The sequence below is a fragment of the Nonomuraea sp. NPDC049646 genome, assembly GCF_044465525.1.
In the GTDB taxonomy this organism is placed as follows: Bacteria; Actinomycetota; Actinomycetes; order Streptosporangiales; family Streptosporangiaceae; genus Nonomuraea.
In genome coordinates this window covers 369,441-393,499 of record NZ_JBITLU010000010.1, presented here as the reverse complement: position 1 = coordinate 393,499, position 24,059 = coordinate 369,441, and the positions used below count along the sequence as shown (strand labels likewise).

20 protein-coding genes are annotated in these 24,059 nt (G+C 72.2%); 3 read left to right on the top strand and 17 right to left on the bottom strand.

All coding sequences use genetic code 11. The annotated features are described in order from the left end of the window. The first annotated feature begins 3 nt into the window (after positions 1 to 3). Positions 4 to 1,509: a DHA2 family efflux MFS transporter permease subunit gene (locus ACIBQ8_RS30345; protein WP_397193532.1), complete on the top strand. Its 1,506-nt coding sequence runs from the start codon at positions 4 to 6 to the stop codon at positions 1,507 to 1,509. Here the strand turns inward: ACIBQ8_RS30345 and ACIBQ8_RS30340 are convergent. The 10 genes from ACIBQ8_RS30340 to ACIBQ8_RS30295 all read right to left on the bottom strand — a co-directional run bounded on the left by ACIBQ8_RS30340 (position 1,478) and on the right by ACIBQ8_RS30295 (position 12,857). Further along, the gene (locus ACIBQ8_RS30340; RefSeq protein ID WP_397193531.1) at positions 1,478 to 2,716 is read right to left on the bottom strand and encodes an MFS transporter; all 1,239 of its coding nucleotides are present in this window, start codon (positions 2,714 to 2,716) and stop codon (positions 1,478 to 1,480) included. The two genes, ACIBQ8_RS30345 and ACIBQ8_RS30340, sit on opposite strands and share 32 nt — an antisense overlap. Positions 2,717 to 2,931: 215 nt before the next feature. Continuing rightward, the gene (locus ACIBQ8_RS30335; RefSeq protein WP_397193530.1) at positions 2,932 to 3,846 is read right to left on the bottom strand and encodes a serine hydrolase; all 915 of its coding nucleotides are present in this window, start codon (positions 3,844 to 3,846) and stop codon (positions 2,932 to 2,934) included. A gap of 81 nt (positions 3,847 to 3,927) precedes the next feature. Further along, the gene (locus tag ACIBQ8_RS30330) at positions 3,928 to 4,872 is read right to left on the bottom strand and encodes a zinc-binding alcohol dehydrogenase family protein (RefSeq protein WP_397180081.1); all 945 of its coding nucleotides are present in this window, start codon (positions 4,870 to 4,872) and stop codon (positions 3,928 to 3,930) included. 38 nt (positions 4,873 to 4,910) lie between these two features. Next, entirely contained in the window at positions 4,911 to 5,804 is an 894-nt protein-coding gene (locus tag ACIBQ8_RS30325; protein WP_397180082.1) for an alpha/beta hydrolase, read from the bottom strand. A gap of 60 nt (positions 5,805 to 5,864) precedes the next feature. Then, positions 5,865 to 7,259: an NAD(P)/FAD-dependent oxidoreductase gene (locus ACIBQ8_RS30320; RefSeq protein WP_397180083.1), complete on the bottom strand. Its 1,395-nt coding sequence runs from the start codon at positions 7,257 to 7,259 to the stop codon at positions 5,865 to 5,867. A gap of 176 nt (positions 7,260 to 7,435) precedes the next feature. Beyond that, positions 7,436 to 8,248: an ABC transporter permease gene (locus tag ACIBQ8_RS30315; RefSeq protein ID WP_397180084.1), complete on the bottom strand. Its 813-nt coding sequence runs from the start codon at positions 8,246 to 8,248 to the stop codon at positions 7,436 to 7,438. After that, positions 8,245 to 9,096, bottom strand: coding sequence for an ABC transporter permease (locus ACIBQ8_RS30310; protein WP_397180085.1), 852 nt, complete (start codon positions 9,094 to 9,096; stop codon positions 8,245 to 8,247). The genes ACIBQ8_RS30315 and ACIBQ8_RS30310 overlap by 4 nt, the downstream gene beginning before the upstream one ends. Before the next feature lie 2 nt (positions 9,097 to 9,098). Next, positions 9,099 to 10,292, bottom strand: coding sequence for a spermidine/putrescine ABC transporter substrate-binding protein (locus tag ACIBQ8_RS30305; protein WP_397193529.1), 1,194 nt, complete (start codon positions 10,290 to 10,292; stop codon positions 9,099 to 9,101). A gap of 48 nt (positions 10,293 to 10,340) precedes the next feature. Then, entirely contained in the window at positions 10,341 to 11,408 is a 1,068-nt protein-coding gene (locus ACIBQ8_RS30300; RefSeq protein ID WP_397180087.1) for an ABC transporter ATP-binding protein, read from the bottom strand. Between the two features lie 15 nt (positions 11,409 to 11,423). Beyond that, positions 11,424 to 12,857 carry a gamma-aminobutyraldehyde dehydrogenase gene (locus tag ACIBQ8_RS30295; RefSeq protein WP_397180088.1) on the bottom strand — a complete coding sequence of 478 codons (1,434 nt, stop codon included), beginning with the start codon at positions 12,855 to 12,857 and terminating at the stop codon, positions 11,424 to 11,426. A 203-nt stretch (positions 12,858 to 13,060) separates the two neighbouring features. On the opposite strand from ACIBQ8_RS30295, the gene ACIBQ8_RS30290 reads away from it, so the two are divergent. After that, positions 13,061 to 13,552, top strand: coding sequence for an Lrp/AsnC family transcriptional regulator (locus ACIBQ8_RS30290; protein ID WP_352322709.1), 492 nt, complete (start codon positions 13,061 to 13,063; stop codon positions 13,550 to 13,552). Here the strand turns inward: ACIBQ8_RS30290 and ACIBQ8_RS30285 are convergent. From ACIBQ8_RS30285 to speB, 3 genes are read right to left on the bottom strand one after another with little or no spacing between them, the layout of a single operon-like run. After that, positions 13,549 to 14,205 (bottom strand): cyclase family protein, encoded by a 657-nt coding sequence (locus ACIBQ8_RS30285; protein ID WP_397180118.1) that lies wholly within the window; start codon positions 14,203 to 14,205, stop codon positions 13,549 to 13,551. The genes ACIBQ8_RS30290 and ACIBQ8_RS30285 overlap by 4 nt on opposite strands. Next, positions 14,205 to 15,710, bottom strand: a complete 1,506-nt coding sequence (locus ACIBQ8_RS30280; RefSeq protein WP_397193528.1) for a purine-cytosine permease family protein — start codon at positions 15,708 to 15,710, stop codon at positions 14,205 to 14,207. Before ACIBQ8_RS30280 ends, ACIBQ8_RS30285 begins: the two co-directional genes overlap by 1 nt. Then, on the bottom strand, positions 15,707 to 16,639 hold the full coding sequence (speB, locus tag ACIBQ8_RS30275; RefSeq protein WP_397180090.1) for an agmatinase: 933 nt from the start codon (positions 16,637 to 16,639) through the stop codon (positions 15,707 to 15,709). The genes ACIBQ8_RS30280 and speB overlap by 4 nt, the downstream gene beginning before the upstream one ends. 70 nt (positions 16,640 to 16,709) lie before the next feature. Here speB and ACIBQ8_RS30270 point away from each other — a divergent pair, with 70 nt between their 5' ends. After that, the gene (locus tag ACIBQ8_RS30270) at positions 16,710 to 18,164 is read left to right on the top strand and encodes a PucR family transcriptional regulator (protein ID WP_397193527.1); all 1,455 of its coding nucleotides are present in this window, start codon (positions 16,710 to 16,712) and stop codon (positions 18,162 to 18,164) included. 10 nt (positions 18,165 to 18,174) lie between these two features. Here the strand turns inward: ACIBQ8_RS30270 and ACIBQ8_RS30265 are convergent, their stop codons facing one another. The 4 genes from ACIBQ8_RS30265 to ACIBQ8_RS30250 are packed head-to-tail and all read right to left on the bottom strand — an operon-like array spanning position 18,175 to position 24,045. Continuing rightward, positions 18,175 to 20,901, bottom strand: coding sequence for an alpha-mannosidase (locus ACIBQ8_RS30265; protein ID WP_397193526.1), 2,727 nt, complete (start codon positions 20,899 to 20,901; stop codon positions 18,175 to 18,177). Beyond that, a complete protein-coding gene (locus ACIBQ8_RS30260) occupies positions 20,892 to 21,980 on the bottom strand; it encodes a Gfo/Idh/MocA family protein (RefSeq protein WP_397193525.1) in 1,089 nt (362 codons plus the stop codon). The genes ACIBQ8_RS30265 and ACIBQ8_RS30260 overlap by 10 nt, the downstream gene beginning before the upstream one ends. Then, a complete protein-coding gene (locus ACIBQ8_RS30255) occupies positions 21,977 to 22,876 on the bottom strand; it encodes a TIM barrel protein (RefSeq protein ID WP_397193524.1) in 900 nt (299 codons plus the stop codon). The genes ACIBQ8_RS30260 and ACIBQ8_RS30255 overlap by 4 nt, the downstream gene beginning before the upstream one ends. After that, positions 22,867 to 24,045, bottom strand: coding sequence for a CehA/McbA family metallohydrolase (locus ACIBQ8_RS30250; protein ID WP_397193523.1), 1,179 nt, complete (start codon positions 24,043 to 24,045; stop codon positions 22,867 to 22,869). The genes ACIBQ8_RS30255 and ACIBQ8_RS30250 overlap by 10 nt, the downstream gene beginning before the upstream one ends. Positions 24,046 to 24,059 lie beyond the last annotated feature (14 nt).

Sequence of the window (24,059 nt, the reverse complement as noted above, 5' to 3'; positions counted from 1 at the left end):
GGCATGACGCGCAAATGGGCCTGTCTGGCCATCGCCTGCCTGGCGACGCTGCTGCTCTCGGTCGATCTCACCGTGCTGCACCTGGCGCTCCCCCGGCTGGTCGCCAACCTCGGCGCCAGCTCGACGCAACTGCTCTGGATCGGCGACATGTACGGGTTCGCCCTGGCCGGGCTCCTCGTCACCATGGGCAACCTCGGGGACCGCGTGGGCCGCAGGCGGCTGCTGCTGATCGGCGCGGCCGGCTTCGGCGCCGCCTCGGTGGTGACCGCCTACGCCCCCAGCCCGGAGCTGCTGATCGCCGCCAGGACGCTGCTGGGCGTGGCCGGCGCGATGATCATGCCGTCCACGCTCTCGATCGTCAGGAACGTCTTCGCCGATCCGCGCGAGCGGACCGCGGCCATCGGGATCTGGAGCGGGATGAGCGCGGCCGGGTTCGCGCTGGGGCCGGTCGTCGGCGGCGTGCTGCTGGACCACTTCTGCTGGGGGTCGGTGTTCCTGATCAACGTGCCGATCATGGCGCTGGTGCTGGTCTGCGGGTTCCTGGTGCTGCCGGAGTCGCGCAACCCCGCCGCCGGGCGGGTGGACGGGCTCAGCGTGGCGCTGTCCTTCGCCGGTGTCGTGACGGCGGTCTACGCGGTCAAGGAGGCCGCCCACCAGGGCCTGGCGCACGCCGACGTGCTGGGGACGGCCGTGGTGGGCGCGGTGTGCCTGGTGCTGTTCGTCCGGCGGCAGAGCGTGCTGGCCACGCCGCTGATCGACGTGCGGCTGTTCCGGCGGCGGGCCTTCAGCGCGTCCGTGGGCACGAACCTGCTGGCGATCTTCGCGTTGTCGGCCATGAACCTGCTGTTCGCCTGGTACCTGCAGCTCGTCCTGGGGTGGACCCCGCTCCAGGCCGGGCTGGCGCAGCTTCCCGGCGGTCTCAGCGGCGCGGTGGGCGGGGTGCTCGCGGCCCGGCTCATCGGCCGGCTCGGCAGGAACGGCGTGGTCGCGCTCGGCCTGGCGCTGAACGCCGGCGCGTTCGTCCGGTACGCCATGCTCGGCACCGAGCTGGACTATCTCACCCTGCTGCCGGTGATGATGATCGGCGGGCTCGGGGTCGGGCTCACCTTCACCGTGAACAACGACAACATCCTGGCCACCGCCCCCAAGGAACGGGCGGGGGCGGCGGCCGCGGTGTCGGAGACGGCGTTCGAGCTCGGCGGGGCGCTGGGCATCGCGGTGCTCGGCACCGTGCTCAACAGCGTCTACCGCGCGAACCTGCTGGTGCCCGCCGGGGTGCCCGGCGAGGCGGCGCGGGAGTCGATCGCCGGGGCCACCGCCACGGCGGCGGAGCTGCCCCCGCAGGCGGCCGGGGAGCTGATGCGCGCGGCGCGGACGGCGTTCGTGTCGGGGATGCAGGTGACGACGCTGGTCACGGCGGTCCTGCTGACCGTGGTCGCGGTGTTCGCGCTGGCCTGGCTGCGCGGGGTGCCGAAGGTCATCCAGGAAGAGCAGCCGGTCCCTCGGTGAGCGAGGGGGCCTGGCTCCCGGGCCTGTGGGGCAGCGGGCGCAGGCTGCGGACCCTGGCCAGCACGAGCAGCGCGGCCACGCCCGTCGCCGCCGGGGCGACGACGAACGCCAGGGAGGCGCCGAAGTGGTCCACGAGCTGCCCGGCGACCGACGACCCGGCCGCGATGCCGAGGGCGATGCCGCCGTTCAGCCAGGTGAACGCCTCGGTACGGACCTCCGCCGCGACCAGGCCCTCCACCAGGGTGTAGCCGGTGATCACCACGGGGGCGATCACCAGGCCGGCCAGGGCGGCGGCGACGTACATGTGGGGGACGGCCCCGGCGAGCGTGAACGCGCTGGTCGCGACCGCGAGCAGGGCCAGCCCGGCGACCAGCCGGGCGCGGGCGGACGACCGCCAGCGGACCGCGCCGTACAGCAGGCCGCCGAGCATGCTGGCGCCGGAGAAGACGCCGTAGACGGGTCCGGCGGCGGCGGGCGCGTGCAGGGCGGTGGTGAGCGAGGTGACGCCGACCTGGAGGCTGCCGAAGACCGACCCCATGGCCAGGAAGGCGGCGGCCAGCAGCGCCACGCCGCGCCGCCGCAGCACCCCCTTGGAGGCGGCGATCCTGACCGGCACCGGCTCGGGCAGGCCCGTCCGGACGGCGGCGAAGACCACCGTGCCCACCAGGATCAGCACGAGCCCGCCGAGCAGCGCGACCACCGGCGAGTACGCCGTGGACAGCCCCACCAGCAGCACCGGGGCCAGCGTGAACGTCAGCTCGTCGGTGATCGACTCGACCGCGAACGCCGTGTTCAGCCGGCCGGTGCCGCCGAGCCGGTGCGCCCAGCGGGCCCGGACCATCGAGCCGACCTGCGGTCCCGACGCGCCGACGAGGGCGGCCACGGCGACCAGCAGCGCGAGGTGGGCGTGCGCGGCGGCCAGGGCCAGCAGGCCGCCCATGGCCAGGGCGTGCAGGGCCACCTGCGGGAGCAGCACGCGGGCCTGGCCGTACCGGTCGGCCAGGCGGCCCGTCTGGGGGCCGATGAGGGCCTGGAAGACGGCGGAGGCGGCGGAGGTGATCCCGGCCGCGCCGTAGGAGCCGGTGGACCACTGGACCAGCAGCAGGATGCCCATCTGGGTCATCGCGAACGGCACGCGGGCCAGCAGCGCGGGCACGAGGAACCGCCAGGCGCCGGGGGTGGCCAGCACGTCGAGGTAGGACTTCAAGGGTCTCCGTCCAGATCATGACGGAGTCCTCCGCCGGGGGAGCACACCGTCGGAGGTGGGCTTCGACCGGGGTAGATACCGGCGGGTGCCGGCCGCCGAGCGGTCAATCAGTTCACAACAGTCAAACGCGACGAGAGCCGATCCTATTGCAGGAAACGGGCGACTTACTTCATCCCGGCGAGGTCCGGGAGGCGGAAGGGCCGGGAGGGGTGCGGTCAGGGGCCCGGGTTTCGCGGGCAGGAGCGGATCATCGTCGGCGACAGCTCGTCCAGGCGGGAGCCGATCATCCTGGCCACCCCCTCGATGGTCTCGATGCCCGCCCCCTCCCCCGGCTGCTCGTCGGTCTGCACCGCCAGCAGCAGGTCGCGCCCCGGCCCGACGACGCGGCCGTAGCTGGTCACCGCCCAGGTGTTGTGGATGAACGGGCGTGGCGTCCAGCCGTTCTTCAACGCCACCCGGTCCCCCGGGCGGGCGGCCGCGCTGACGCCCCACGACTGGTCCTTGACCACGCGTCCCATCAGGCCGAGCACGAGGTCGCGGTCCCGGCCGGACAGGCCCTCGCCGCCCTTCACCAGCACCTGGAGCAGGCGGATGCGGTCGGCCGGGCTGGTGTTGGTGCCGCCCCAGAAGACGCCGGGCCCCGGGACGGTCTCGGTCAGGCCCATGCGCCGGTAGAACTCGCCCATCGCGCCGCCGACCCGGCCCCACAACGCGTCGGCGGCGCCGTTGTCGCTCTCGGTGATCATGCGTTCGGCCAGGTCGCGCTCCTCCTCGCCCAGGCCGCCGCGACCCAGCACGAGAGCCGTCAGGATGTCCACCTTGACGCCGCTGGCGGTGATCATGTCGTGCTGGTGCTCGCCGCGGCCCAGGGTGATGCCGCTGTCGAGCTCCAGCATGCTGTAGGCGACCCGTCCGGGGCGTCTGGACAGGTACTGCTCGATGTCGTGCGCAAGCCGGTCGCGGGCCGCCCTCCCCGCCCTCTTGTCCTGAAATTTCAGGACGCATCGGCCGACCGGCACCGGCGCCTTCCGCACGCCGGGCGCCTCGGGCAGCCGTCCGGCCGCGCACCCGGCCACACCTCCGGCCGCGAGCCCCCAGACCGTCACGACGGCCGGCCATCTCCACCACACGCGCAGAACCCCCGTGATCGTCACGTCTCGGGGGTTTTGATCACTTTCTGCCCAATAGCGGCATTGGTCACACCCTGCGCGTCAGGGCAGGAGCACCACCTTTCCGACAGTTCGCCGTCCGGCCAGGTCGGCCACGGCCCGGCCGGCCTCCGCCAGCGGGTACTCGCCGCCCACCAGCGGCCTCAGCCGCCCGGCCGCGGTCAGCGCGAGCAGCTCGCCCAGCGGGGGCCCGACCATCTCCCGCCGCCCCCGCAGCGGATGCAGCCAGAACCCGAGGACGGCGAGGTTGCCCGCGGTGAGCCGCCCGACCTCGACCGGCCCGGCCTGCTCCCCCGAGGACGACCCGTAGCTCACCAGCCGCCCGAAGGGGGCCAGCACGGTCAGCGCCGCGTCGAAGACCGCGCCGCCCACGGCGTCCAGCACGACGTCCACCGGCCGGTCGCCGTTGGCCTCGATGACGCGCTCGGCGTAGCCGTCGGCCGCGCCGTCCACGGCGGCGTCCGCGCCCAGGTCGAGGGCGAGCGAGCGTTTGTCCTCGCTGGAGGCGGTGGCGATCACGCGTCCGGCCCCGAACACCTTGGCGAGCTGCACGGCCAGGCTGCCGACGCCGCCCGCGCCGGAGTGGACGACCACGCTCTCGCCCTCCCTGATCCGCGCCGACGAGCGCAGCAGGTGCCAGGCGGTGAGCCCCTGGACGAGCAGTGCCAGCGCCTCCCCGGCCCGCAGCGAGCCGGGCACCACCACGACGTCCCCCTCATCGAGGACGGCCCTGGAGGCGTAGCCGTTGGCGGTGAAGCCCATCACCCGCCGCCCCCGGGGATCGAGCCCGACGACCTCGCTGCCGGGGATGTGCGGCAGGCGGTCGGGGGCGGAGTAGTGGCCGGAGATCTGCCGCACGTCGGCGAAGTTCAGCCCGGCGGCCTCGACGTCGACCAGCACCTGGCCCGGCCCCACCACCGGATCGGGCACCTCGGCCACTTCGAGCACCTCCGGGCCGCCGAAGCGGGTGAACTGGATGGCACGCATGAATCCCCCCATTCCGTGCGATACCCCCAGCGTAGACGTCAGGCTCGGGAGCCTCCCGGCCGGAGGTGCTCGGCGAGGAAGTCCGCGGTGGCCGCCACGGCCTGCGACACGTACGGCTCGCGGTCGTAGAGGTCGATGTGCTGCTTGGCGTCCACCCAGACGAGCCTCTTGGGCTGGTCGAGCCGTTTGAACGCCTCCTCGGCCCCCTCCGGCGGGCAGAACCTGTCGATCACTCCGTGCACGATCAGGGCGGGCTTCGGCGACAGGAAGTCGGCGCCCATCATGTTGTCCATGGTGATCAGCTCGCGCAGCCCGGCCCGGGTCACCGCGTTCCGCCAGGAGGCGGCGGCGCCGCGCTCGGTGCCGTAGTAGGCGAACGGCTCGTCGCCCGGCATCGCGGCCTCGCCCTCCTCGGCCACGGCGGGCAGGTACTCGACCGGGCCGCCCCGGTCCTGCCGCTCCAGCACGCCGGTGAACCCGGCCAGCGCCGCCTGGTAGTCCATGCCGGACCGCATCGTGTACGGGTTGTTGTAGGCCCCGGCGATGCCCGCGAACGCCCGTACGCGCGGGTCGAAGGCGGCGAACCTCAGCGCGTACCCAGCGCCCAGGCAGATGCCGACCGCGCCGATCAGGTCGCCGTCCACCTCGGGCCGCGAGCGCAGCAGCGACACCGCCGCCCGCAGGTCGGCCAGCTTGCCCTGCGGATCCTCGTGCCCGCGCGGCTCGCCGCCGGACTCGCCCCAGTTGCGGTGGTCGAAGGACAGCGTCACGTAGCCGCGCCGGGCCAGCCGCTCGGCGTAGAGGCCGGTGACCTGGTCGCGCACCCCGGTGAACGGCCCGGTGAGCACCAGCCCCGGCCAGGGGCCCGTGCCCTCGGGCGTGCGCAGGTCACCGGTCAGGCGCACGCCGTCGGCGGCGAACTCGACTTTCATGGTGACAAGTGTGCGCCAGGCCCGCGGCGGGCGGGCCCGGCGCCCCCTCGGATCACCGGATCAGGAGTCGAACCCGAGGCCCATCTTGTCGAGCGTGCGCAGCCACAGGTTGCGCCTGCCCTGATGCTGGTCGGCCTGGGCGATCGACCATCGGGTGAACTGGATCACCCCCGACCGGACCGGCTCGGGCGGGAACGGGACCGGCTTCTCCTTGACCATCCGCAGCTCGGTCCGCTCGGTGGCCTCCCCCGACAGCAGGTCCAGCATCACGTTCGCGCCGAACCTGGTGGCCCCGACGCCCATGCCGGTGTAGCCCACGGCGTAGGCCAGCCGGCCGCCGTGCGCCGTGCCGTAGAAGGCGCTGAAGCGGCTGCAGGTGTCGATCACGCCGCCCCAGCGGTGCGTGAAGCGCACCTGGGAGAGCTGCGGGAACGTGGTGGCGAAGTGCTCGGCCAGCTTGACGAAGGTCTCGTCGCGCTGCTCGTACTCGGGCTTGACCAGGCCGCCGTTGTAGTAGACCGCGTCGTAGCCGCCCCACAGGATGCGGTTGTCGTCGGTGAGCCGGTAGTAGTGGAACTGGTTGCCCGAGTCGCCGACGCCCTGCCGGTTGTGCCAGCCCACCTCGGCGAGCTGGGCCGCGCTCAGCGGCTCGGTCATCAGGGCGTAGTCGTACACCGGGACGACGAAGTGCTTGAGCCTGCGCAGCAGGGGCGGGAAGACCCCCGTGCCCAGCGCCACCCGGCGGCCCGTCACCGAACCGTACGGGGTGCGCAGGGTGATCGTCGTGCCGTCGTCGCGCAGCGAACGCACCGGGCTGCGCTCGAAGACCCGTACGCCGAGCCGCAGGCACGCCTCGCGCAACCCCCAGGCCAGCCGCGCCGGGTCCAGCATGGCGCAGCCGCTGCGTTCCCACAGGCCGCCCAGGTAGGTCGGCGAGTTGACCTCGGCCCGCACCTGCCGCTCGTCCATCGGCACGTAGTCGAGGCCGAGCTCGGAGATCAGGTCCAGGTGTTCGCCCAGCGAGTCGAGCTGCCACGGCTCGGTGGCCACGTGCAGCTCTCCGGTGCGCTCGAAGGAGCAGTCGATGCCGTGCCGCTCCAGCGTGCGCTCGATCTCGTCGAGGTTGTCCACGCCCATGCGTTCGAGGCGGCCGATGTCCTCCGGCCACCGTTCCAGGCCGTTGGCCAGGCCATGGGTCAGGGTCGCCATGCAGAACCCGCCGTTGCGGCCGGTCGCCGCCCAGCCGATCCTGCGCCCTTCGAGCAGGACCACGTCCAGCGAAGGGTCTCGTTCCTTGGCCATCAGGGCCGTCCATAGCCCCGAGAAGCCTCCGCCGACGACGACCAGGTCGGCGTCGGTGTTTCCGATGAGCCGCGCGCGCGGCTCGGGTCTGGCCGGGCTGTCCAGCCAGTACGGCTTGCGCTCCGCGTCAGCCAGCGCCTTCAGCGGATCCACAAATCCCACTTCCCTACGAAAGTCTCAGTTGTTCTTTGTTGATTGCGGGATCCAAAAGCATGATGTGATCACGCGCGGGTTCCCCCCGCCGAAATCCGATCTCGCCTCCCTGTTCTTGGTCGGAATACACCAATCCCCCCGCCGGATCGCGGGGGGAAAGACTGTTGGAGCAGATCCTAGGCGCGGCGTCTGGCGGCCACCGCGTTCGCCACGGCGATCAGCACACCGATCCCGAAGATGAGCGTACCCATCACGTTGACCTGCGGTGGAATGCCGGTCTTGACCGCGCCCACGATCCACAGGGGGAAGGTGACGGTCGAGCCGTTGACGAAGCTCGTCACCACGTAGTCGTCGATCGACAGCGCGAAGGAGAGCATCGCGCCCGCCAGCACGCCCGGCATGATCGAGGGCAGCGTCACCTGCCGGAACGTGCCCCAGGCGGTCGCGCCGAGGTCCTTGGCCGCCTCCTCCAGCGACGGGTCGAGCGTGATGACCCGCGCCCTGACCGTCACCACGACGAAGGACAGCGAGAACAGCACGTGCGCGACAATGATCGTCGTGCCGTCGCGCGGCACGTTGCCCGAGACGAACAGCGACAGCAGCGAGGCCCCCATCACCAGCTCCGGCGTGGAGATGGCGGCGAAGACCAGGAAGTTCGTGGCGCCGAGGCCGCGGAAGCGGTGGCGGCCGACGGCCAGGCCCAGCATCGTCCCGATGACGACCGTGATCACGGTGCTGGCCAGGGCGATCACGATGGAGTTGCGCAGCGCCGTGGTCAGGTCGGAGATCTCGAAGAGCTCGCCGTACCACTTGAGGGTGAAGCCCTGCCAGCTCGTGTTCGACTTGCTCTTCTTGTCGTTGAAGCCGAACAGGATCATGACGGCGATCGGCGACGACAGCCACAGGATGATCAGCCAGGTGTAGACGTGCAGCAGGCGGTCGCCGAACCTGCCCCGCGCGCCCCTGCTCATCGCTCGCTCGCCGCTCATCGCGCCGCCGCCTCAAGGACGTTCTCGGTGCCGAGCGCGCGGGCGTAGACGAAGATGCCCATCAGCAGGATCGCCATCAGCGTGAACGACAGCGCCGAGGCGGTCGGGTAGTCGAGGTTGGTCAGGTACTCGGTCTGGATGATGTTGCCGATCATGGTGTTGGCCGTGCCGCCGAGGATCTGCGCGTTGACCGGGTCGGCCGTCGCGGGCACGAACGTCATCAGCACCCCGGCGAAGACGCCGGGCAGCGACAGCGGCAGCACCACCCGGCGGAAGGCCCCGGCGCGGGTGGCGTACAGGTCCTGGGCCGCCTCCACCACCCGCGGGTCCACCCGCTCCAGGGCCACGTAGATCGGCAGGATCATGAACGGCAGGAAGTTGTACGTGAGCCCGCCCACCACGGCCACGGTCGTGGCCAGCACGTGGAAGCCCTCCGGCAGCAGCCCCCAGCCCTTCAGCGTCCCGAACAGGATGCCGTTGTCGGCCAGCAGGAAGTTCCACGAGATCGTCCGCAGCACGAACGAGACGAAGAACGGCAGCAGCAGCAGGAACAGGTACACCGACTTGCGGCTGCCGCCCTTGAAGGCGATCCAGTACGCCACCGGGTACCCGATCACCAGCATGGCCACCGTGGCCAGGCCGCCGTACAGGAGCGAGCGCAGCAGCTGGTCGCTGTACCTGCCGAGCGCGTCGGCGTAGTTGGAGAAGCTGAACGTCATCGCATAGCCGTCGATGGCGTTGCCCGTCTGGAGCGAGACCGACGCCATCGCCACCATGGGCACGACCAGGAAGATCGCCAGCCACAGCCAGCTCGGCAGGGCGAGCAGGTAGGGGGTGAGCCGCTTCATGGCTAGGCCTGGGTGATCGACTGGAAGATGGAGTTGAACACCTGCTCCTGCTGGGTGGTCAGCTTGGTGTAGGTGCGCAGCTTGGCGTAGTCGGCCTCCGAGGGGAACATGAGCGCGCTGTCCACCATGTCCTCCAGGGCCTTCTTGTCCTCGCCCTTGGCCGTCTTGGCCTTCTCCCGCATGAGGTCCTGCACGGCCGGGACCGGGGTGACGAACTGGATGAACTCGTCCAGTTCGGCGGCCACCGCGGGCTGGTACAGGTAGTCCATGAGGGTGAGCGCGTCCACGGGGTTGGCCGCGCCCTTGGGGATGAGCATGTTGTCGGTCCAGATCGTGCCGCCCTCCGCCGGCACCACGAACTTGACCGGCTCGCCGGCGAGCTGCCGCTGGAAGATGTCGCCCGACCAGGCCATGGTCAGCCAGACGTCGCCCTTGGAGACCGCGTCGATGTAGCTCTGGTCGTAATATTTCCGGACGATTCCCGCGTCGCGCTGCTGCTTGAGCTTCTCCCCGGCCTTCTTCCAGTCGGCCTCGGTCGACTTCTCCGGGTCGACGCCCAGCGCGAACATCCCGAAGTTGCCGATCTCCTGCGCGTCGGCCATCATCCCGACCCGGCCCTTGTACTTGGGGTCGAACAGGGCCTCGATGCTGGTGATGTCGTCCTTGACGTACTTGGTGTTGTACGCGATGCCGGTCACGCCCGAGGAGTAGGGCATCGTGTACTGGTTGCCCGGGTCGTAGGCGCGTTCCTTGTACTTGTCACCGGCGTTGGCCAGGAAGTTCGGCATCCGGCTGTGGTCGAGCGGCACGATGTAGCCGAGCTCGACCATGTGCTGGAGCTGCACGCCGTTGGTCATCACGATGATGTCGTAGCCGAGCGACTGGCCGGCGCGGAGCACGGGGTCGGCCTTGCCGAAGAACTCCGCGTTCTCCTGGATGACCTCCTTGTACTCCACGGAGATCCCGGTCGTCTGGGTGAACTTCTTCAGCGGGGCCTGGTCCTCGGGCATGTACTCGGGCCAGTTGGCGAAGACGAGCTTGCCGTGCTTGCTCTGCTTGGACCAGTAGTCCTGGACGGCGTCGGCCTTCGGAGGGGCGGCCTTCTGGCCCTGGACGCCGCAGGCGGCGAGCGCGAGGCCGGCGGCGGACAGGCCGGTGACGCGGAAGAAGTCGCGGCGGGTGCGGGGCTGGGTCATGCCCCTCAGGAGGGCGGGGGTGATCTGGCGGGGGTTCATGGGGTGCTATCAACTTCCAATCACGTAAGAGTGCTGCGCCTCCCACGACAGCCACACGGAGTCGCCCCGCTCCGCGGTCGCCGTCGCGTCATGCGCGTTCTGCTCGAACACGGTCATCTCGGCCCCGTCGGCGAGCTGCACCGCGTAGCTGTTGGAGGTGCCCAGGTAGACCATCTCCGTGACGGTCCCGGGGACGGCGCTCAGCCCGGGTCCCGGCTCGTCCGCGCAGATCGTGATCTTCTCGGGGCGGACGGTCACCGTCACGTCGCCCTCGTGGTCCGGCACCAGCACCCGGCCGCCGCCGATCGCCAGCACCCCGCCGGCCACCGTCCCGGTGATCAGGTTGGAGGTGCCGATGAACCCCGCGACGAACGCGGTGGCCGGTCGCTCGTAGATCTCCCGCGGGCTCGCGAGCTGCTCGACCAGCCCGTCGTTCATCACGGCGATCCTGTCGCTCATGGTCAGAGCCTCGTTCTGGTCGTGCGTCACGTACACGAACGTGATGCCGACCTCGCGCTGGATGCGCTTGAGCTCGATCTGCATGGCCTGGCGCAGCTTGAGGTCGAGCGCGCCCAGGGGCTCGTCGAGCAGCAGCGCCCGCGGCCGGTTGACCAGCGCGCGGGCCAGCGCCACGCGCTGCTGCTGGCCGCCGGACATCTCGCGCGGCCGGCGCTTCTCCCGGCCGGTCAGGTCGACGATCTCCAGCATCTCGCCGACCCGCCGCCGGATCTCCTCCTGCGGCGTCTTGCGCTGCTTCAGGCCGAACGCCACGTTGTCCCACACGCTCATGTGCGGGAACAGGGCGTAGGACTGGAAGACCATGTTGACGTCGCGCTTGTTCGGCGGGACGTCGGTGACGTCCTTGCCGTGCAGCCTCACGAGCCCTTTGGTGGGTTCCTCGAAGCCGGCGATCATCCTCATGGTCGTGGTCTTGCCGCATCCGGACGGGCCGAGGAGGGAGAAGAACTCCCCCTCGGCGATGTCCAGCGACACACCTTTGACCGCCTGGACGACCTCGCCGTGCGAGAGGTACTCCTTGACGACGTCCTCAAGCTGAATCGCGGATAGCTCGGTCATGTCCAGGGCTCGTCCTTACTCGCCGATGTAGTGCATGACGTGCTTGACCCTGGTGTAGTCGTGCAGACCGAACACCGACAGGTCCTTGCCGTACCCGGAGTGCTTGAAGCCGCCGTGCGGCATCTCCGAGACGAACGGGATGTGCGTGTTGACCCAGACCACGCCGAAGTCGAGGCGGTTCGACATGCGCATGGCGCGGCCGTGGTCGGAGGTCCACACCGAGCTGGACAGGCCGTACTTGACGTCGTTGGCCTTGGCCAGCGCGTCGGCCTCGTCGGTGAACGTCTGGACGGTGATGACGGGGCCGAAGACCTCGTTCTGCACCATCTCGTCGTCCTGGCGCAGGCCGTCCACGACGGTCGGGGCGAAGAAATAGCCCTTGTCGCCGACGCGGTGACCGCCGGTGAGCACCTTGGCGTGGCCGGGGACCCGGTCCAGGAAGCCCTGGACCCTGGCGAGCTGGTTCTCGTTGTTGAGCGGGCCGTAGAGCGCTTCCTCGTTGTCCAGGTCGCCGGTCACGGTCGCGGCGGCGGCCTCGGTCAGCGCGGCCACGAACTCGTCGTGCACGCTCTCCTGGACGAGCACGCGGCAGGCCGCGGTGCAGTCCTGGCCGGCGTTGTAGAGACCGGCGCCGGCGATGTCGGCGGCGGCCTTGGCGAGGTCCTTGACGTCCTCGAAGACCACGACCGGCGCCTTGCCGCCGAGCTCCAGGTGCACCCGCTTGAGGTCGTCGGCGGCGCTCTTGGCGACCGCCATGCCCGCGCCGACGGAGCCGGTGATCGCCACCATGGCGGCGGTCGGGTGGCCCACGACCAGCGCGCCGGTCTCGCGGTCGCCGGTGACGACGTTGAAGACGCCGGGCGGCAGCACCGAGCCGACGATCTCGGCCAGCTTGAGCGTGGAGGCCGGGGTGGTGTCCGACGGCTTGAGGACGATCGTGTTCCCGGCGGCCAGCGCCGGGGCGATCTTCCACACGGCCATCATCATCGGGTAGTTCCAGGGGGTGACCTGGCCGACGACGCCGATGGGCTCGTGCCTGATGACGCTCGTGTGCTCGGCCAGGAACTCCCCGGCCGTGGGGCCCTCCAGGGTGCGCGCGGCGCCGGCGAAGAAGCGGAAGTGGTCGGAGGCGACCGGCGTCTCGTCCTCGGCCATGCGGGCGCGCGGCTTGCCGGTGTTGAGGCACTCGGCCTCGTTGATCTCGTCGGCCCGGGCGTCGATCGCGTCGGCGACCTTGAGCAGCAGGTTCGCCCGCTCACCGGGGGTGGTCCGACCCCACGACTCGAACGCGGCGGCGGCCGCGGCGTAGGCCGCGTCGACGTCCTCGACGCCGGAGACCGGGGCCTGAAGGTAGGCCTGTCCCGTGCAAGGGTCGATGATGTCGGAGAACCGGCCGCTCTGGGCGTCCACGAACTCACCGTTGATGAAGTTCTGCAGACGGGTGGTCAATGCACGACCTCCTCGTTGAGGTGGCTGAGATGCCGCGACTCTTACAGAGCAGATGCATCTGGACAAGGGATTTCGTGGTGAAGATATCAAATTGCTACGAATTCGCTTGACACACCGCCAAGAACTGACAACATGTCGCACCAGGACGGCAATCGAGCGGGAACGCCCCCGTAACGCCGGACCGCTAGGAGGATTCCTCTGACATGACGACGCCGCCCCGCGTACGACGAAACAACGCCAGTTCCGGGCCCGTCGTGCTCGACGATCTCTCCAAGCAGATCATCGAGCAGCTCCAGTCAGACGGGCGCATGCCCTACGCCGCGATCGGCAAGGCCGTCGGGCTCTCCGAGGCCGCGGTCCGTCAGCGCGTCCAGCGGTTGCAGGACGCCGGGGTGATGCAGATCGTCGCGGTCACCGACCCCCTCACCCTCGGCTTCCCCCGCCAGGCGATGATCGGGGTCAACTGCGAGGGCGACCTGGAGTCGGTGGCCGACGAGCTGTCGGCCATCGAGGAGATCGACTACGTGGTGCTCACGGCGGGCTCCTTCGATGTGATCGTCGAGGTGGTCTGCGAGGGCGACGGGCACCTGCTGGAGATCCTCAGCAAGATCCGCGCCATTCCCGCCGTCCGGGCCACGGAGTCGTTCGTGTACCTGAAGCTGCGCAAGCAGTCGTACTCCTGGGGCACGCGCTAACCGATCCGCGCCACGGCCCGCACGGGAGCGCCGTCGGCGCCGTCGAGCCGCAGCGGCATCATCCAGACCTCGATCGGCCGCCCCCGGGCCTGGGCGTCCAGCAGCCGGTCGAGGCCGGTGAGGTTCTCGGCGATCACGGCGTGCGCCCCGCACAGGACGCGGTGGGCCGGGAAGTCGTCGGCCGGCGTCGGGTCGACGCTCAGCGCGTCGATGCCGACCGTGCGCACACCGCGCCCGACCAGCAGCGTGGCGGCCTCCTCGGTGAGGAAGGGGTGGCCCTGGTAGGACTCGCCGCCCCAGTGGGCCGACCAGCCGGTCGCGACCAGCACGATCGGCGCGTCGCCGCCGGACGGCCAGGCCAGGCCGTCGAGCAGCCCGGCCCCGATCGGCGACCGGGGCGCCAGGCCACGGGCGTCGGCCACCACGGCGGGCCCGGCGAAGCGGGACAGCGGCAGGTCGCCAAGCGGCGGCAGCGCGTCGTCGATGTGGAAGGGGGCGTCGACGTGGGTGCCCGACTGCGAGCCGAGGTGCAGGCCCAGCACGTTGACGCCGTCGCGGGCGACGGTGAGCGCGGGGACGGCCGAGACCTCGGGATCGCCCGGATAGACGGGCATCCCGGTCTCGACGGGCACCGACAGGTCGACGAGTTCCATCACGCCATCGATTCTGCCGCGTCCACGATGGGCAGGATCGGCGTGTCGGCCGAGCGGACCAGGCGCGGGCCCTGCGGGCCGTACACCTCGCGCGGTTCGGGGAAGAGCGCGAGCAGCGCCAGGTAGAGCACGGCCGCGACCGCGAGGCCCAGCGGCAGCGAGACGTCCACGCCGCCGGCCAGGTCGCCCAGCGGCCCGACGAACTGGCCGGGCAGGTTCACGAACGTCAGCGCCACGGCGGCCGCGACCAGCCACGCGGTGAGGCCGCGCCAGTTCCAGCCGTGGGTGAACCAGTACCGGCCGCCGCGCTGGCGCCGGTTGAAGACCTGGAGGGCGTCGGGGTCGTACCAGCCCCTGCGGGTCACGTAGCCGAGCATCATGATCACCATCCAGGGGGCGGTGCAGGTGATGATCAGCGTGGCGAACGTGGAGATGCTGGCCGTCAGGTTGGCCGCGAAGCGCCCGACGAAGATGAACACGATCGACAGGGTGCCGATGAAGACGGTCGCCTGCACCCGGGAGAAGCGCGGGAACACGCTGGAGAAGTCGAGCCCGGTCCCGTACAGGGAGGTGGTGCCGGTGGACATGCCGCCGATCAGCGCGATCAGGCAGACCGGTACGAAGTACCAGGCCGGCGAGATCGCCAGCAGCCCGCCCACGTAGTTGGGCGCGGCCGGGTCGACGTACTCGGCGGCCTTGGCGGCGATGATCGAGGCGGTGGCCAGCCCGAAGAAGAACGGCAGGATGGTGGCGAGCTGCGACAGGAAGGCCGCCGCCATCACGCGGGAGCGCGGGGTCGAGGCCGGGATGTAGCGGGACCAGTCGCCCAGGAAGGCGCCGAAGGACACGGGGTTCGACAGCACGATCAGCGCCGCGCCGATGAACGACGGCCAGAACAGCGGGTCGCCGGCCGCCAGCGTCCCGGGGTAGGACGGGTCGAAGTCCCCGGCGAAGGCGAACAGCCCGAGCACGAACAGCAGCGAGGCCGCCGCGACCGCGATCTTGTTGACGAACAGCATGAAGCGGAAGCCGTACACGCAGACCACGAGGACGAGCAGGGCGAAGACGGCGTAGGCCACCCCGTAGGACAGGTCGGTGTCGGGCAGGCCGACGAGCCGGTGCGCGCCGCCCACCAGCGCGTCGCCCGACGACCACACCGAGATCGAGAAGAACGCGATGGCGGTCAGCAGCGACAGGAACGAGCCGACGACCCGGCCGTGCACGCCCAGGTGGGCCGAGGAGGAGACGGCGTTGTTGGTGCCGTTGAGCGGACCGAACAGCGACAGCGGGGCCAGGATCAGCGCCCCGACCACCAGGCCGAGCACGGTGGCCGCCAGCCCCTGCCAGAACGACAGGCCGAACAGGATGGGGAAGGCGCCCAGCACGCAGGTGGCGAACGTGTTCGCGCCCCCGAAGGCGACCCGGAACAGGTCGAACGGCCCGGCGGTGCGGTCGGCGTCGGGGATGCGCTCGACGCCGTAGGTCTCGATCTCGGTGATGCTCATGTCTTCTCCTGCATCGCCAGCAGGCTGACGAGGTCGTAGGCCACGTGGGAGGCGGCGACCGAGGTGATCTCGGCGTGGTCGTAGGCGGGGGCCACCTCGACCACGTCGGCCCCGATCAGGCGGCAGCCGGCCAGACCGCGGAGGATCTCCAGCAGCTCCCGGCTGGTGAGCCCGCCGGCCTCCGGCGTGCCGGTGCCGGGGGCGTGGGCGGGGTCGAGCACGTCGATGTCGACGGAGACGTAGAGCGGGCGGTCGCCGACGCGCTGCCGCAGCACGTCGATGACCTCGTCCAGGCCGCGGCGGAGCACGTCGGCGGCGGTCAGGATGCCGAACCCGAGCCGCCGGTCGTCCTCCAGGTCCTTCTTGCCGTACAGGGGGCCGCGGATGCCGACGTGGCTCAGCGCCTCGGTGTCGAGCAGGCCCTCCTCGACCGCCCGGCGGAAGGGGGTGCCGTGGGTGTACTCGGCGCCGAAGTAGGTGTCCCAGGTGTCGAGGTGCGCGTCGAAGTGCAGCAGCGCCACCGGGCCGTGCTTCCTGGCCGCCGAGCGCAGCAGCGGCAGCGCGATCGTGTGGTCGCCGCCGATGGTGACCAGCCGGGCGTCCAGCTCGTCGGCCGCGGCCTCGATGGCCTCGACGGCCTGGCCGATGTCGAACGGGTTCGCCGCGATGTCACCGGCGTCGGCGACCTGGACGCGCTCGAACGGCGAGACGTCCAGCCCCGGATGGTAGGGCCGCAGCAACCGGCTGGCCTCCCGTACGGCGGCGGGGCCGAACCGGGCGCCCGGACGGTAGGACACGCCCGCGTCGAAGGGCACGCCCACGACGGCCACGTCCGCCCGCTCGACCTGGTCGAGCCGGGGCAGCCGGGCGAAGGTGGCGGGCCCGGCGAAACGCGGGACCCGAGAGGAGTCGACGGGACCGATGTGCATGCTCGTCAGTGTTCGTCACGCTTCTGACCTGCGGCAATTGTTACTCCCACAAAGTAATACGGTGTGTGTTGTGGCTGACCACAAGCTGACGGTCGAAGACCTTCTCCGCTCCCCCGCCCTCCAGCTCCGCGTGCTGGCCGGCGAGGCCGGGCTGTCCCGCTCGGTCTCGTGGGCGCACGTCAGCGAGCTGGCCGACCCGACGCCCTGGCTGCTCGGCGCCGAGGTCATCATGACGACCGGTCTCGGCCTGCCGCGCTCGGCCGCCCGGCAGCGCGCCTACCTCGAACGCCTCGACGACGCGGGGGTCTCGGCGCTGGCCCTGTCGGCCCAGTTGCACGTCCCGCCGCTGCATCAGGCGTTCTTCCAGGCCGCCGAGGAGCGCGGCATGCCGGTGCTGGAGGTGCCGCTCGCGGTGCCGTTCATCGCCGTCTCGCAGGAGGTCGCGGCGGCGCTCCAGGAGGACGCCAGCCACCGGCTGGGCGCCCAGCTCCAGGTGTTCGGCGCATTGCGCTGGCTGGCCGCCGAAGACCTCGACACCGTCACCCTGTTCAAGCGCCTGGAACGCCTGTCCGGCTACGACGTCTTTCTGTGCACCCCGCAGGGCCGGCCGTTGCTGCCCGGCGTGCCGGTGCCGGCGCTCGACGTCCTGCCCGCCGAGCCCGACGCGCCGCCCACGATCCCGGGCGGCTTCGCGCTGCCGGTGCCGGCGCCCGGCGGCCCCGCCGGGTTCCTGGTGGCCTTCGAGCGGGAGGGCGCGCGGCCCGCCGGGCTGGCCGTCGTCCAGCACATCGCCACCGTGGCCGCCCTCCAGGTCGCCATGGCCAGGCACGAGCGCGAGACCCTGCGCAGAGAGGGCGCCGAGACGCTGGCCGAGCTGCTCCAGGACGTGCTCGACCCGCCCGCGGCCCGGCGCCGGCTGGCCAGGATGGGCCTGCCCCTGGAGACCGGGTCGGTGCTGCTCGTCGTCCGGCACGCGCCCGACGACGCGCTGCGCCGGGCGGTGGGCGAGCTGCCCCACCTGCTGCTGCGGCGCGGCGACGACCACTACCTGCTGGGGCCGCCCGAGCTGGGGCCGACGGTGGCCGCCGTGCCCGGGGTCAGCGCGGGCGTGAGCCGGCCGTTCCCGCCGGGCGAGTCGTTGCGGGTCGCCCAGCGCGAGGCCGTGTGGGCGGCCGCGCACGCCGCCGAGTCGGGCAAAGCGCTGGTCCACTACGGCGACGACACGACCGGCCGCTGGCTGCCCGACGACCCCTCGACGCTGTCGGCCCTGGTCGACCACGTGCTGGGCGAGGTGCTGGCCTACGACGAGGCCCACGACTCGCGGCTGCTGCTGTCGGTGCGCACCTGGATGGAGCGCAACCGCCACGTCGAGGACGCGGCGGCGGCGCTGCACGTCCACCCCAACACGCTGGCCTACCGGCTGCGCCGGTTCGCCGCGCTGAGCGGGCGCGACCTGTCGTCCAGCGCGGCGTTCGCGGAGGTCTGGCTGGCGGTGCGCGCGGCCCGTCAGCTCGGCCTGTGTTAGGGCCGCGGGGTCAGCGGAGCTGGACGGTGGCGATCTCCCACGGCCTCAGCGGCAGCCTGAGCGTGCCGTCCTCCGTCTCCAGCGGCTCGCCGGGGCTGCCGGTCAGGCCGGCCCGCCGGGCCCGGGTGAAGGCCCCCCGCACCACGGCCTCGGCGCCGGACGCGGTGAGCGCCACCAGGCGCAGCTCCTGCCAGTCGTCGCGGCGGCGCAGCGAGCTCATCGTCACGCCCTGGCCGGACACCGACAGCCCGTGCGCCGGCGGCGGCAGGCTCAGCTCGCGGTCGCCGCCGCCCGGAACCACCAGCAGGTCGTGCCGGTACAGCTCCGCCTGCGGCGGCACGTCCCGCCAGTCCATGTACGGCATCAGCGCCAGCGACACGGTGTGCGGCCCGCGTGACTGCGCGGCGGGGGTCGGCAGTTGCGGACCGGCGGGCTCGGGGCGCAGCCTGTTGTGGTTGCGCGACAGGTAGCCGACCGAGCGCAGCAGCGTGAGCGCCAGCTCGTACCCCTCGTCCAGCAGCTCGTACTCGGTGACGTGCTCCAGCAGCGCGGCGACGCCGCCGGCGGCCACCCAGCCGGAGGCGGGGAAGGTGGGCAGCGGGGTCTCGCCGCAGCCGCCCTCCGCTTCGAGCTCCCGTCGCACGATCGCGAACTGCCCCTCGGCCAGCGAGTGGTCGGCCCGCCTGGGCAGCGGCACGTGAAAGCGCACCCGGTGGTCCGCGCACCGGTTGTCGAACGACACCCGCAGCCGGACGAACGGCTCGCCCGCCCGCAGCTCGACACGCATGGTGACCACGACGTCCTCGGTCGCGCCGGTGCGCGCGGGCGGCGGCAGCTCCGGCGTGTTCGGGACGGGCTCGCCCGCCGCCGGCCACAGGTAGACCCGGGTGATCTCCACGACGGCGACCAGCGGGCCGCCTTCGATGATCTCCGTGTCGATCGAGATCGGCTCGGACACGACCAGGTCCTCGGCCGGGGGCGCGTGGTTGTAGGTGTCACCGGAGTCGCCGCCGTCCTCGATGCGGCCCACGCCGGTGATGGTCCGGCCGTCCTCGCCGAACAGGCCGAGGGTGCCGTCCGGCTCGATCTCGACCCGCAGCAGCCCGTTGTCCATCACCCTGGGGTCGGCCTTGACGGGCAGGACGTGGGTGTCGGAGGCGAGCCAGCAGTCCTGGTGGTGGCCGTTCTTGCGGATCTCCGCCTGCGGAGCGGGGTAGGCGGGGCCGGGCGGGGCGGGGCGCAGGCTCGTGTGGCCGAGCGCGGGCACCTCGACGAGGGCGGCGACCGTGCGCCGGGGCTCGGCCTCGACGCGGACGTAGGTCACGCCGTCGAGCGCGCGGCGCACCTCGGCCTGGTCGAACGGCCCGCGCGGCTCCCTGCCCACGGTGATCAGGAGGATGTCGTCGAACACCTGCCAGCCGATGATGTGCTGGCCGTACAGCTCGGTGCCGTGCACGAAGCCCAGCACGGTGAGGGGGTCGATGCGCTCGTCCAGCAGCAGCTCCGGCCCGTACTCCAGGGGCTGGGCGACCACCGAAGCGCCGGAGGGGTCCACCAGCGTCCAGCCGGCGCCGGCCACGTCGGCGAGCACCACGCCGCTGCGCGCGGCCGGCGTCGGGTTGACGACGAGCACGCCGTCGGCCGGCACCGCCGCCGCCAGCCGCGCGGTCACCATGTCGCGGACGGCCTGCCCGAGCTGCTCGGCCTCGGCGATGCGGGCGGCGACCTGCTGGGCGGTCTCGTCCACGCCGCAGCCGGTGACCGAGTCGTGGCCGCTGGCCTCCACCAGCCGCCGCCAGGCCATGTCGAGGAACCGGCCGGGCCACGGGCCGCCCCAGAGCGTGGCCAGGGGCTCGGCGTAGCGCTCGACCATGCGCTCGGCCCGGCCCATGGCCTGCTTGACGGCGACGCGGACGGAGATGACGCCGGGCAGGATGTTGGCGCGGGCGTGCGAGCGCAGCTCGCCGACGACCTGGGGCAGCCCCGCGGTGTCACCCGAAAATTTCTCGATATATCCAGACAAGGTGTCCATGCGGGCGCCGACGGCCGCCACCATCTGCGGCAACCCGCGCACGGGGGCCGAGTGATCGGCGCCGTACATGGCCAGCAGCTCGCCCTCGGGGCCGTGCCAGGCGCGCATGGCGGCGACGAACTCCGCCGCCCGCTCCTTGAGCCCCTTGGCGTCGGAGAACAGGTGGGCGCCGTTGCCGTAGCCGCCCTCGGGCAGGTACTGGGTGCGGATGGCCGTGCCGTCGGGGGCCACCCAGGCGAAGGCGTCGGTCGTCACCGACGACGGCACCCCGCGGTAGACGCAGGCGTGCTCAAGCCCGGCCAGTCTGAGGATCTGCGGCATCTGGGCGGTATGGCCGAACATGTCCGGCAGGTAGCCCACCCGCATCGCGCCGCCGAGCTCGTCCGCGCCGGCCAGCCCGAGTTCGAGGTTGCGCACGATGTTCTCGCCCGAGCACAGGAACTCGTCGAGCAGGATCTGCCACGGCCCCACCGCCAGCCGCCCGGACTCGACGAGCGCCGCGACGCGGCGCCGGTTCTCCGGGCGCACCTCCAGGTAGTCGTCCACGCAGGCGAGCTGGCCGTCGAGGGTGAAGTGGTAGTCGGGCTCGCCTTCCATGGTGTCGAGCACCTCGTCGAGGAGGTCCACCAGCCGCAGCCGGAAGCGCTGGAAGGGCTCGTACCACTCCCTGTCCCAGTGCGTGTGCGGAACGACCACTATGTCCATGCCGCCGCCTCCCCTCCGATGGGCAGCCGATGCTGGACGGCGTAGCGGGCGGCGATCCGCTGGGCCGTCACGATGTCCTCAAGTGCGCCGGCCGCGTCGGTGAGCGGCGGGCTGCCATCGTTCACATAAGCATGGAAGGCCGTCAGTTGTACCTCGAACGCCTCGGTCACCTGACGGTGTTCGGCGCGGGTCTCGGCCCCGGAGACCACGGTCAGGGTGGTGGGCGCGTTCATCAGGTAGGGCGTGGGGAAGACCAGCTCCAGCGTGCCCTCGTCGTGGTGGATCGCGACGGTCTCGCGGTAGGCGGGGTAGCCGTCCAGGTAGTGCCAGCGGATGTGGAACCGGCCCGCCACGGGCAGCGGCCCGGAGATCTCCACGGAACCGGGCGCCGGCCCCCAGCTGTCCACGTGCGCGATCTCCCGCGGCGATCCGGTGAAGCGCCTGAGCAGCGACAGGTCGTGGCAGATCGAGCCCAGGGAGACCGCGTACACGTTGCGCAGCGACTCGGGGGCGGCCTGGCCCAGCGCCCGGGAGACCAGCGAGTCCTCGGTCTCGCGCAACGAGCCGAGCACGCCGGGATCGACGTCGCCGGCCCGCGCCAGGTTCGCGAACGCGAGCTGCGACTCCCCGCTGGGATGCAGCACGGTCACCTCGACCGACCGGACGGCCGCCGGGCCGCCCAGCTCCTCCAGCAGCGCGACGGCCCGGCGCACGGCCGGGTCGTACTGCTTCATGTAGCCGACCATCAGCCGCCCCTCGGGCAGCGCCGCCACCTCCGCCCTGGTCAGCGCGAGCGGCTTCTCGCACAGCACGGCGTACCCGGCGGCCAGCGCCCGGCGCACGGTCTCGCCGTGGGAGCCGGAGGCCAGCACCACCACGGCCTCGAAACCGCCGTCGGCCAGCATCTTCGCCAGGGCGGTGTACCGCCGCGACACGCCCAGCCGGTCGCCGACGACGTCGGCCAGCGTGCGCGACAGGTCGCAGACGGCGCTCACCTCGAACAGGTCCCGCCGCCTGGACAGCAGCGGCACGTAGACCGCCTGGGTGACGGCCCCGCACCCGACCAGCGCGATCCTCACAGGCCCAGCTCCCTCAGCCGCTCGCGGTTGGCGGCCTGGTCGGCGATGTTCCGTTCGACCGGGCGGCGGCCCGGCATCGTGTCCTGCTCGACCACGATCCAGCCCTCGTAGCCGATGGCGTCCAGCGCCGCCACGACCGCGGGCAGGTCGAGCTCGCCCTCGCCCAGACGGGTGAAGCCGCCCCTGGCCATCAGCTCCCGCAGGTCGGCGCCGTCGGCCAGGGCGGCGGCCAGGATCTCGGTGTCGCCGTCCTTGACGTGCACGTGCCCGACGCGGCCGGACCACGCGCGCAGCGCCGCGACCGGGTCTCCCCCGGCCAGCAGCAGGTGGCCGGTGTCCAGGCAGAGCTGGACGTCGGTCAGCTCCAGGAGGCGCTCGACGTCGTCGGGGGTCTCGACGTAGGTGCCGAGGTGGTGGTGGAAGGCGGGTTCCAGGCCGCGTTCGCGGCAGCGGTCGGCGGCCTCCTGGACGCGGGCGGCGTACCCGGGCCAGTCGGCGGCGGGCAGCCCTGGGGCGCTGCCGCCGGGCCTGGCGAACCTCTCGGGCGAGCCCGAGCAGGCCAGCGTGGGCCGGGGCGCGAAGAGGGCGGGCGCCGCGGGCGCGGCGGCGAACACGTCGAGCGCGGCCTCCAGCGCGGGCAGCCCCCGCCGGTAGCCTTCGGCGTCGCCGTAACGCAGGTCGACCCAGCCGCCGGCGAGCAGCAGGCCGTGCGCCGACAGCCGGTCGGCAAGGCCGGAGCCGGTGCCGAGATAGCCGATGGGCCCGGAGTCGATGCCCGCGTAACCGGCCTCGGCCAGCGCGCGGACCATCTCGTCGGGGCCGAGGGGCGGCGGCGCGTCGCTGAGCTCGAACACGCCGAAGCTCACCGGCGCGTTCGCGACTCTCCTCACTCGCATAGGGCGATCACCTCGTTCTCGTAGGTCTCCAGGCGGTGGCGTCCCTCGGCCGCGGGGAGCAGCGCCCGCTCGCCGCGCACGACCTGGCGGGCGCCGCCGGGGCGGACCAGCACCAGGCCGTCGGCGTCGAGCGCGAGCAGCTCGTCGCCCAGCCGGAGCAGCAGCGGCGCGTCAGGGCCCGCCGAGACCGCGGTGCGCCCGGCGCGCACGCCGTCGAGCACCGCACCCGGCTCCTCGGCCAGCACCCACGTGGTCGGCGCGCCCGGCAGGCCGTCGCTGCCGGGCCGGTGGAAGTCGCTGCCGCCGATCGCCACCACGTCGTCGCGCCAGGCGTCGGCCCAGGCCAGCGGCGCGCCCCAGCGGCGGTCCCACCACCCCGAGCTCCACACCTCGGCCACCCTCGGGCGTTCGCCGACCGGCAGCAGCCAGGCGCAGTCGCCGCCCAGCGGGTGGTTGATCGAGATCAGGCCGCCGGCGCGCCCGGCGTGCTCGGTCCAGGAGCTCGCGGGCCGCCGGAAGTCCACCCAGCCGACCTCGCCGAACACGTTGGCGTGGCCGCGGTCGGTGGTGACCTCCTGGCCGGGGATGAGCGTGACGCCGCGGCCGGTCGCGCGCAGCCAGGGATGGTGGCTGACGGTGTTGTGGTCGGTGACCGCCAGGAAGTCCAGGCCCCGGCCGCGGGCCAGCTCGGCCAGCTCGGCGACGGTGAGCGCGCCGTCGCTGTGGACGGTGTGCGCGTGGAAGTCGCCGGCGAACCAGCGCAGCCCGCCGACGTCGGGCACGTCCCGGCGCGGCGGACGTTCGCCGGGCGGCGGCTCGGCGGCGACCGGCTCCGGCGGGGCCGTGCGCGCGGCCGAGATCTCCAGGGTGAAGTCGAGCCCCTGCGGCGGCACGCGGTGCAGCCCGAGCCACACGTGCCAGGTGCCGGGCTCGGGGACGCCGGGCAGGTAGCCCGGGGTGGCCCAGTCGCGGGCGATCGTGAACTCCGGACGCGCCCCTCCCGACCAGCCGCGGAAGCCGCCGGGCGAGCCGCAGCCGAGGTCGAGCACGCCCTGCGACCGGTCGTAGTCGAGCCGCACGGTGACGGACTCCGACCCGGCGGGCACCTCGAAGGGCACCTCGCGCAACGACCGCTCCAGCCGGTCGTCGAGGCTCCAGTGGCCTTTCACGCCGGTCCGCCCTT

Excerpts from the sequence above, each read along its gene's own strand:
- ACIBQ8_RS30345 (WP_397193532.1), top strand. The coding sequence starts at position 4 with ATGACGCGCAAATGGGCCTGTCTGGCCATCGCCTGCCTGGCGACGCTG.
- ACIBQ8_RS30330 (WP_397180081.1), bottom strand. The coding sequence starts at position 4,872 with ATGCGTGCCATCCAGTTCACCCGCTTCGGCGGCCCGGAGGTGCTCGAA.
- ACIBQ8_RS30325 (WP_397180082.1), bottom strand. The coding sequence starts at position 5,804 with ATGAAAGTCGAGTTCGCCGCCGACGGCGTGCGCCTGACCGGTGACCTG.
- ACIBQ8_RS30315 (WP_397180084.1), bottom strand. The coding sequence starts at position 8,248 with ATGAGCGGCGAGCGAGCGATGAGCAGGGGCGCGCGGGGCAGGTTCGGC.
- ACIBQ8_RS30310 (WP_397180085.1), bottom strand. The coding sequence starts at position 9,096 with ATGAAGCGGCTCACCCCCTACCTGCTCGCCCTGCCGAGCTGGCTGTGG.
- ACIBQ8_RS30305 (WP_397193529.1), bottom strand. The coding sequence starts at position 10,292 with ATGACCCAGCCCCGCACCCGCCGCGACTTCTTCCGCGTCACCGGCCTG.
- ACIBQ8_RS30300 (WP_397180087.1), bottom strand. The coding sequence starts at position 11,408 with ATGACCGAGCTATCCGCGATTCAGCTTGAGGACGTCGTCAAGGAGTAC.
- ACIBQ8_RS30290 (WP_352322709.1), top strand. The coding sequence starts at position 13,061 with ATGACGACGCCGCCCCGCGTACGACGAAACAACGCCAGTTCCGGGCCC.
- ACIBQ8_RS30285 (WP_397180118.1), bottom strand. The coding sequence starts at position 14,205 with ATGGAACTCGTCGACCTGTCGGTGCCCGTCGAGACCGGGATGCCCGTC.
- ACIBQ8_RS30280 (WP_397193528.1), bottom strand. The coding sequence starts at position 15,710 with ATGAGCATCACCGAGATCGAGACCTACGGCGTCGAGCGCATCCCCGAC.
- speB (WP_397180090.1), bottom strand. The coding sequence starts at position 16,639 with ATGCACATCGGTCCCGTCGACTCCTCTCGGGTCCCGCGTTTCGCCGGG.
- ACIBQ8_RS30265 (WP_397193526.1), bottom strand. The coding sequence starts at position 20,901 with ATGGACATAGTGGTCGTTCCGCACACGCACTGGGACAGGGAGTGGTAC.
- ACIBQ8_RS30255 (WP_397193524.1), bottom strand. The coding sequence starts at position 22,876 with ATGCGAGTGAGGAGAGTCGCGAACGCGCCGGTGAGCTTCGGCGTGTTC.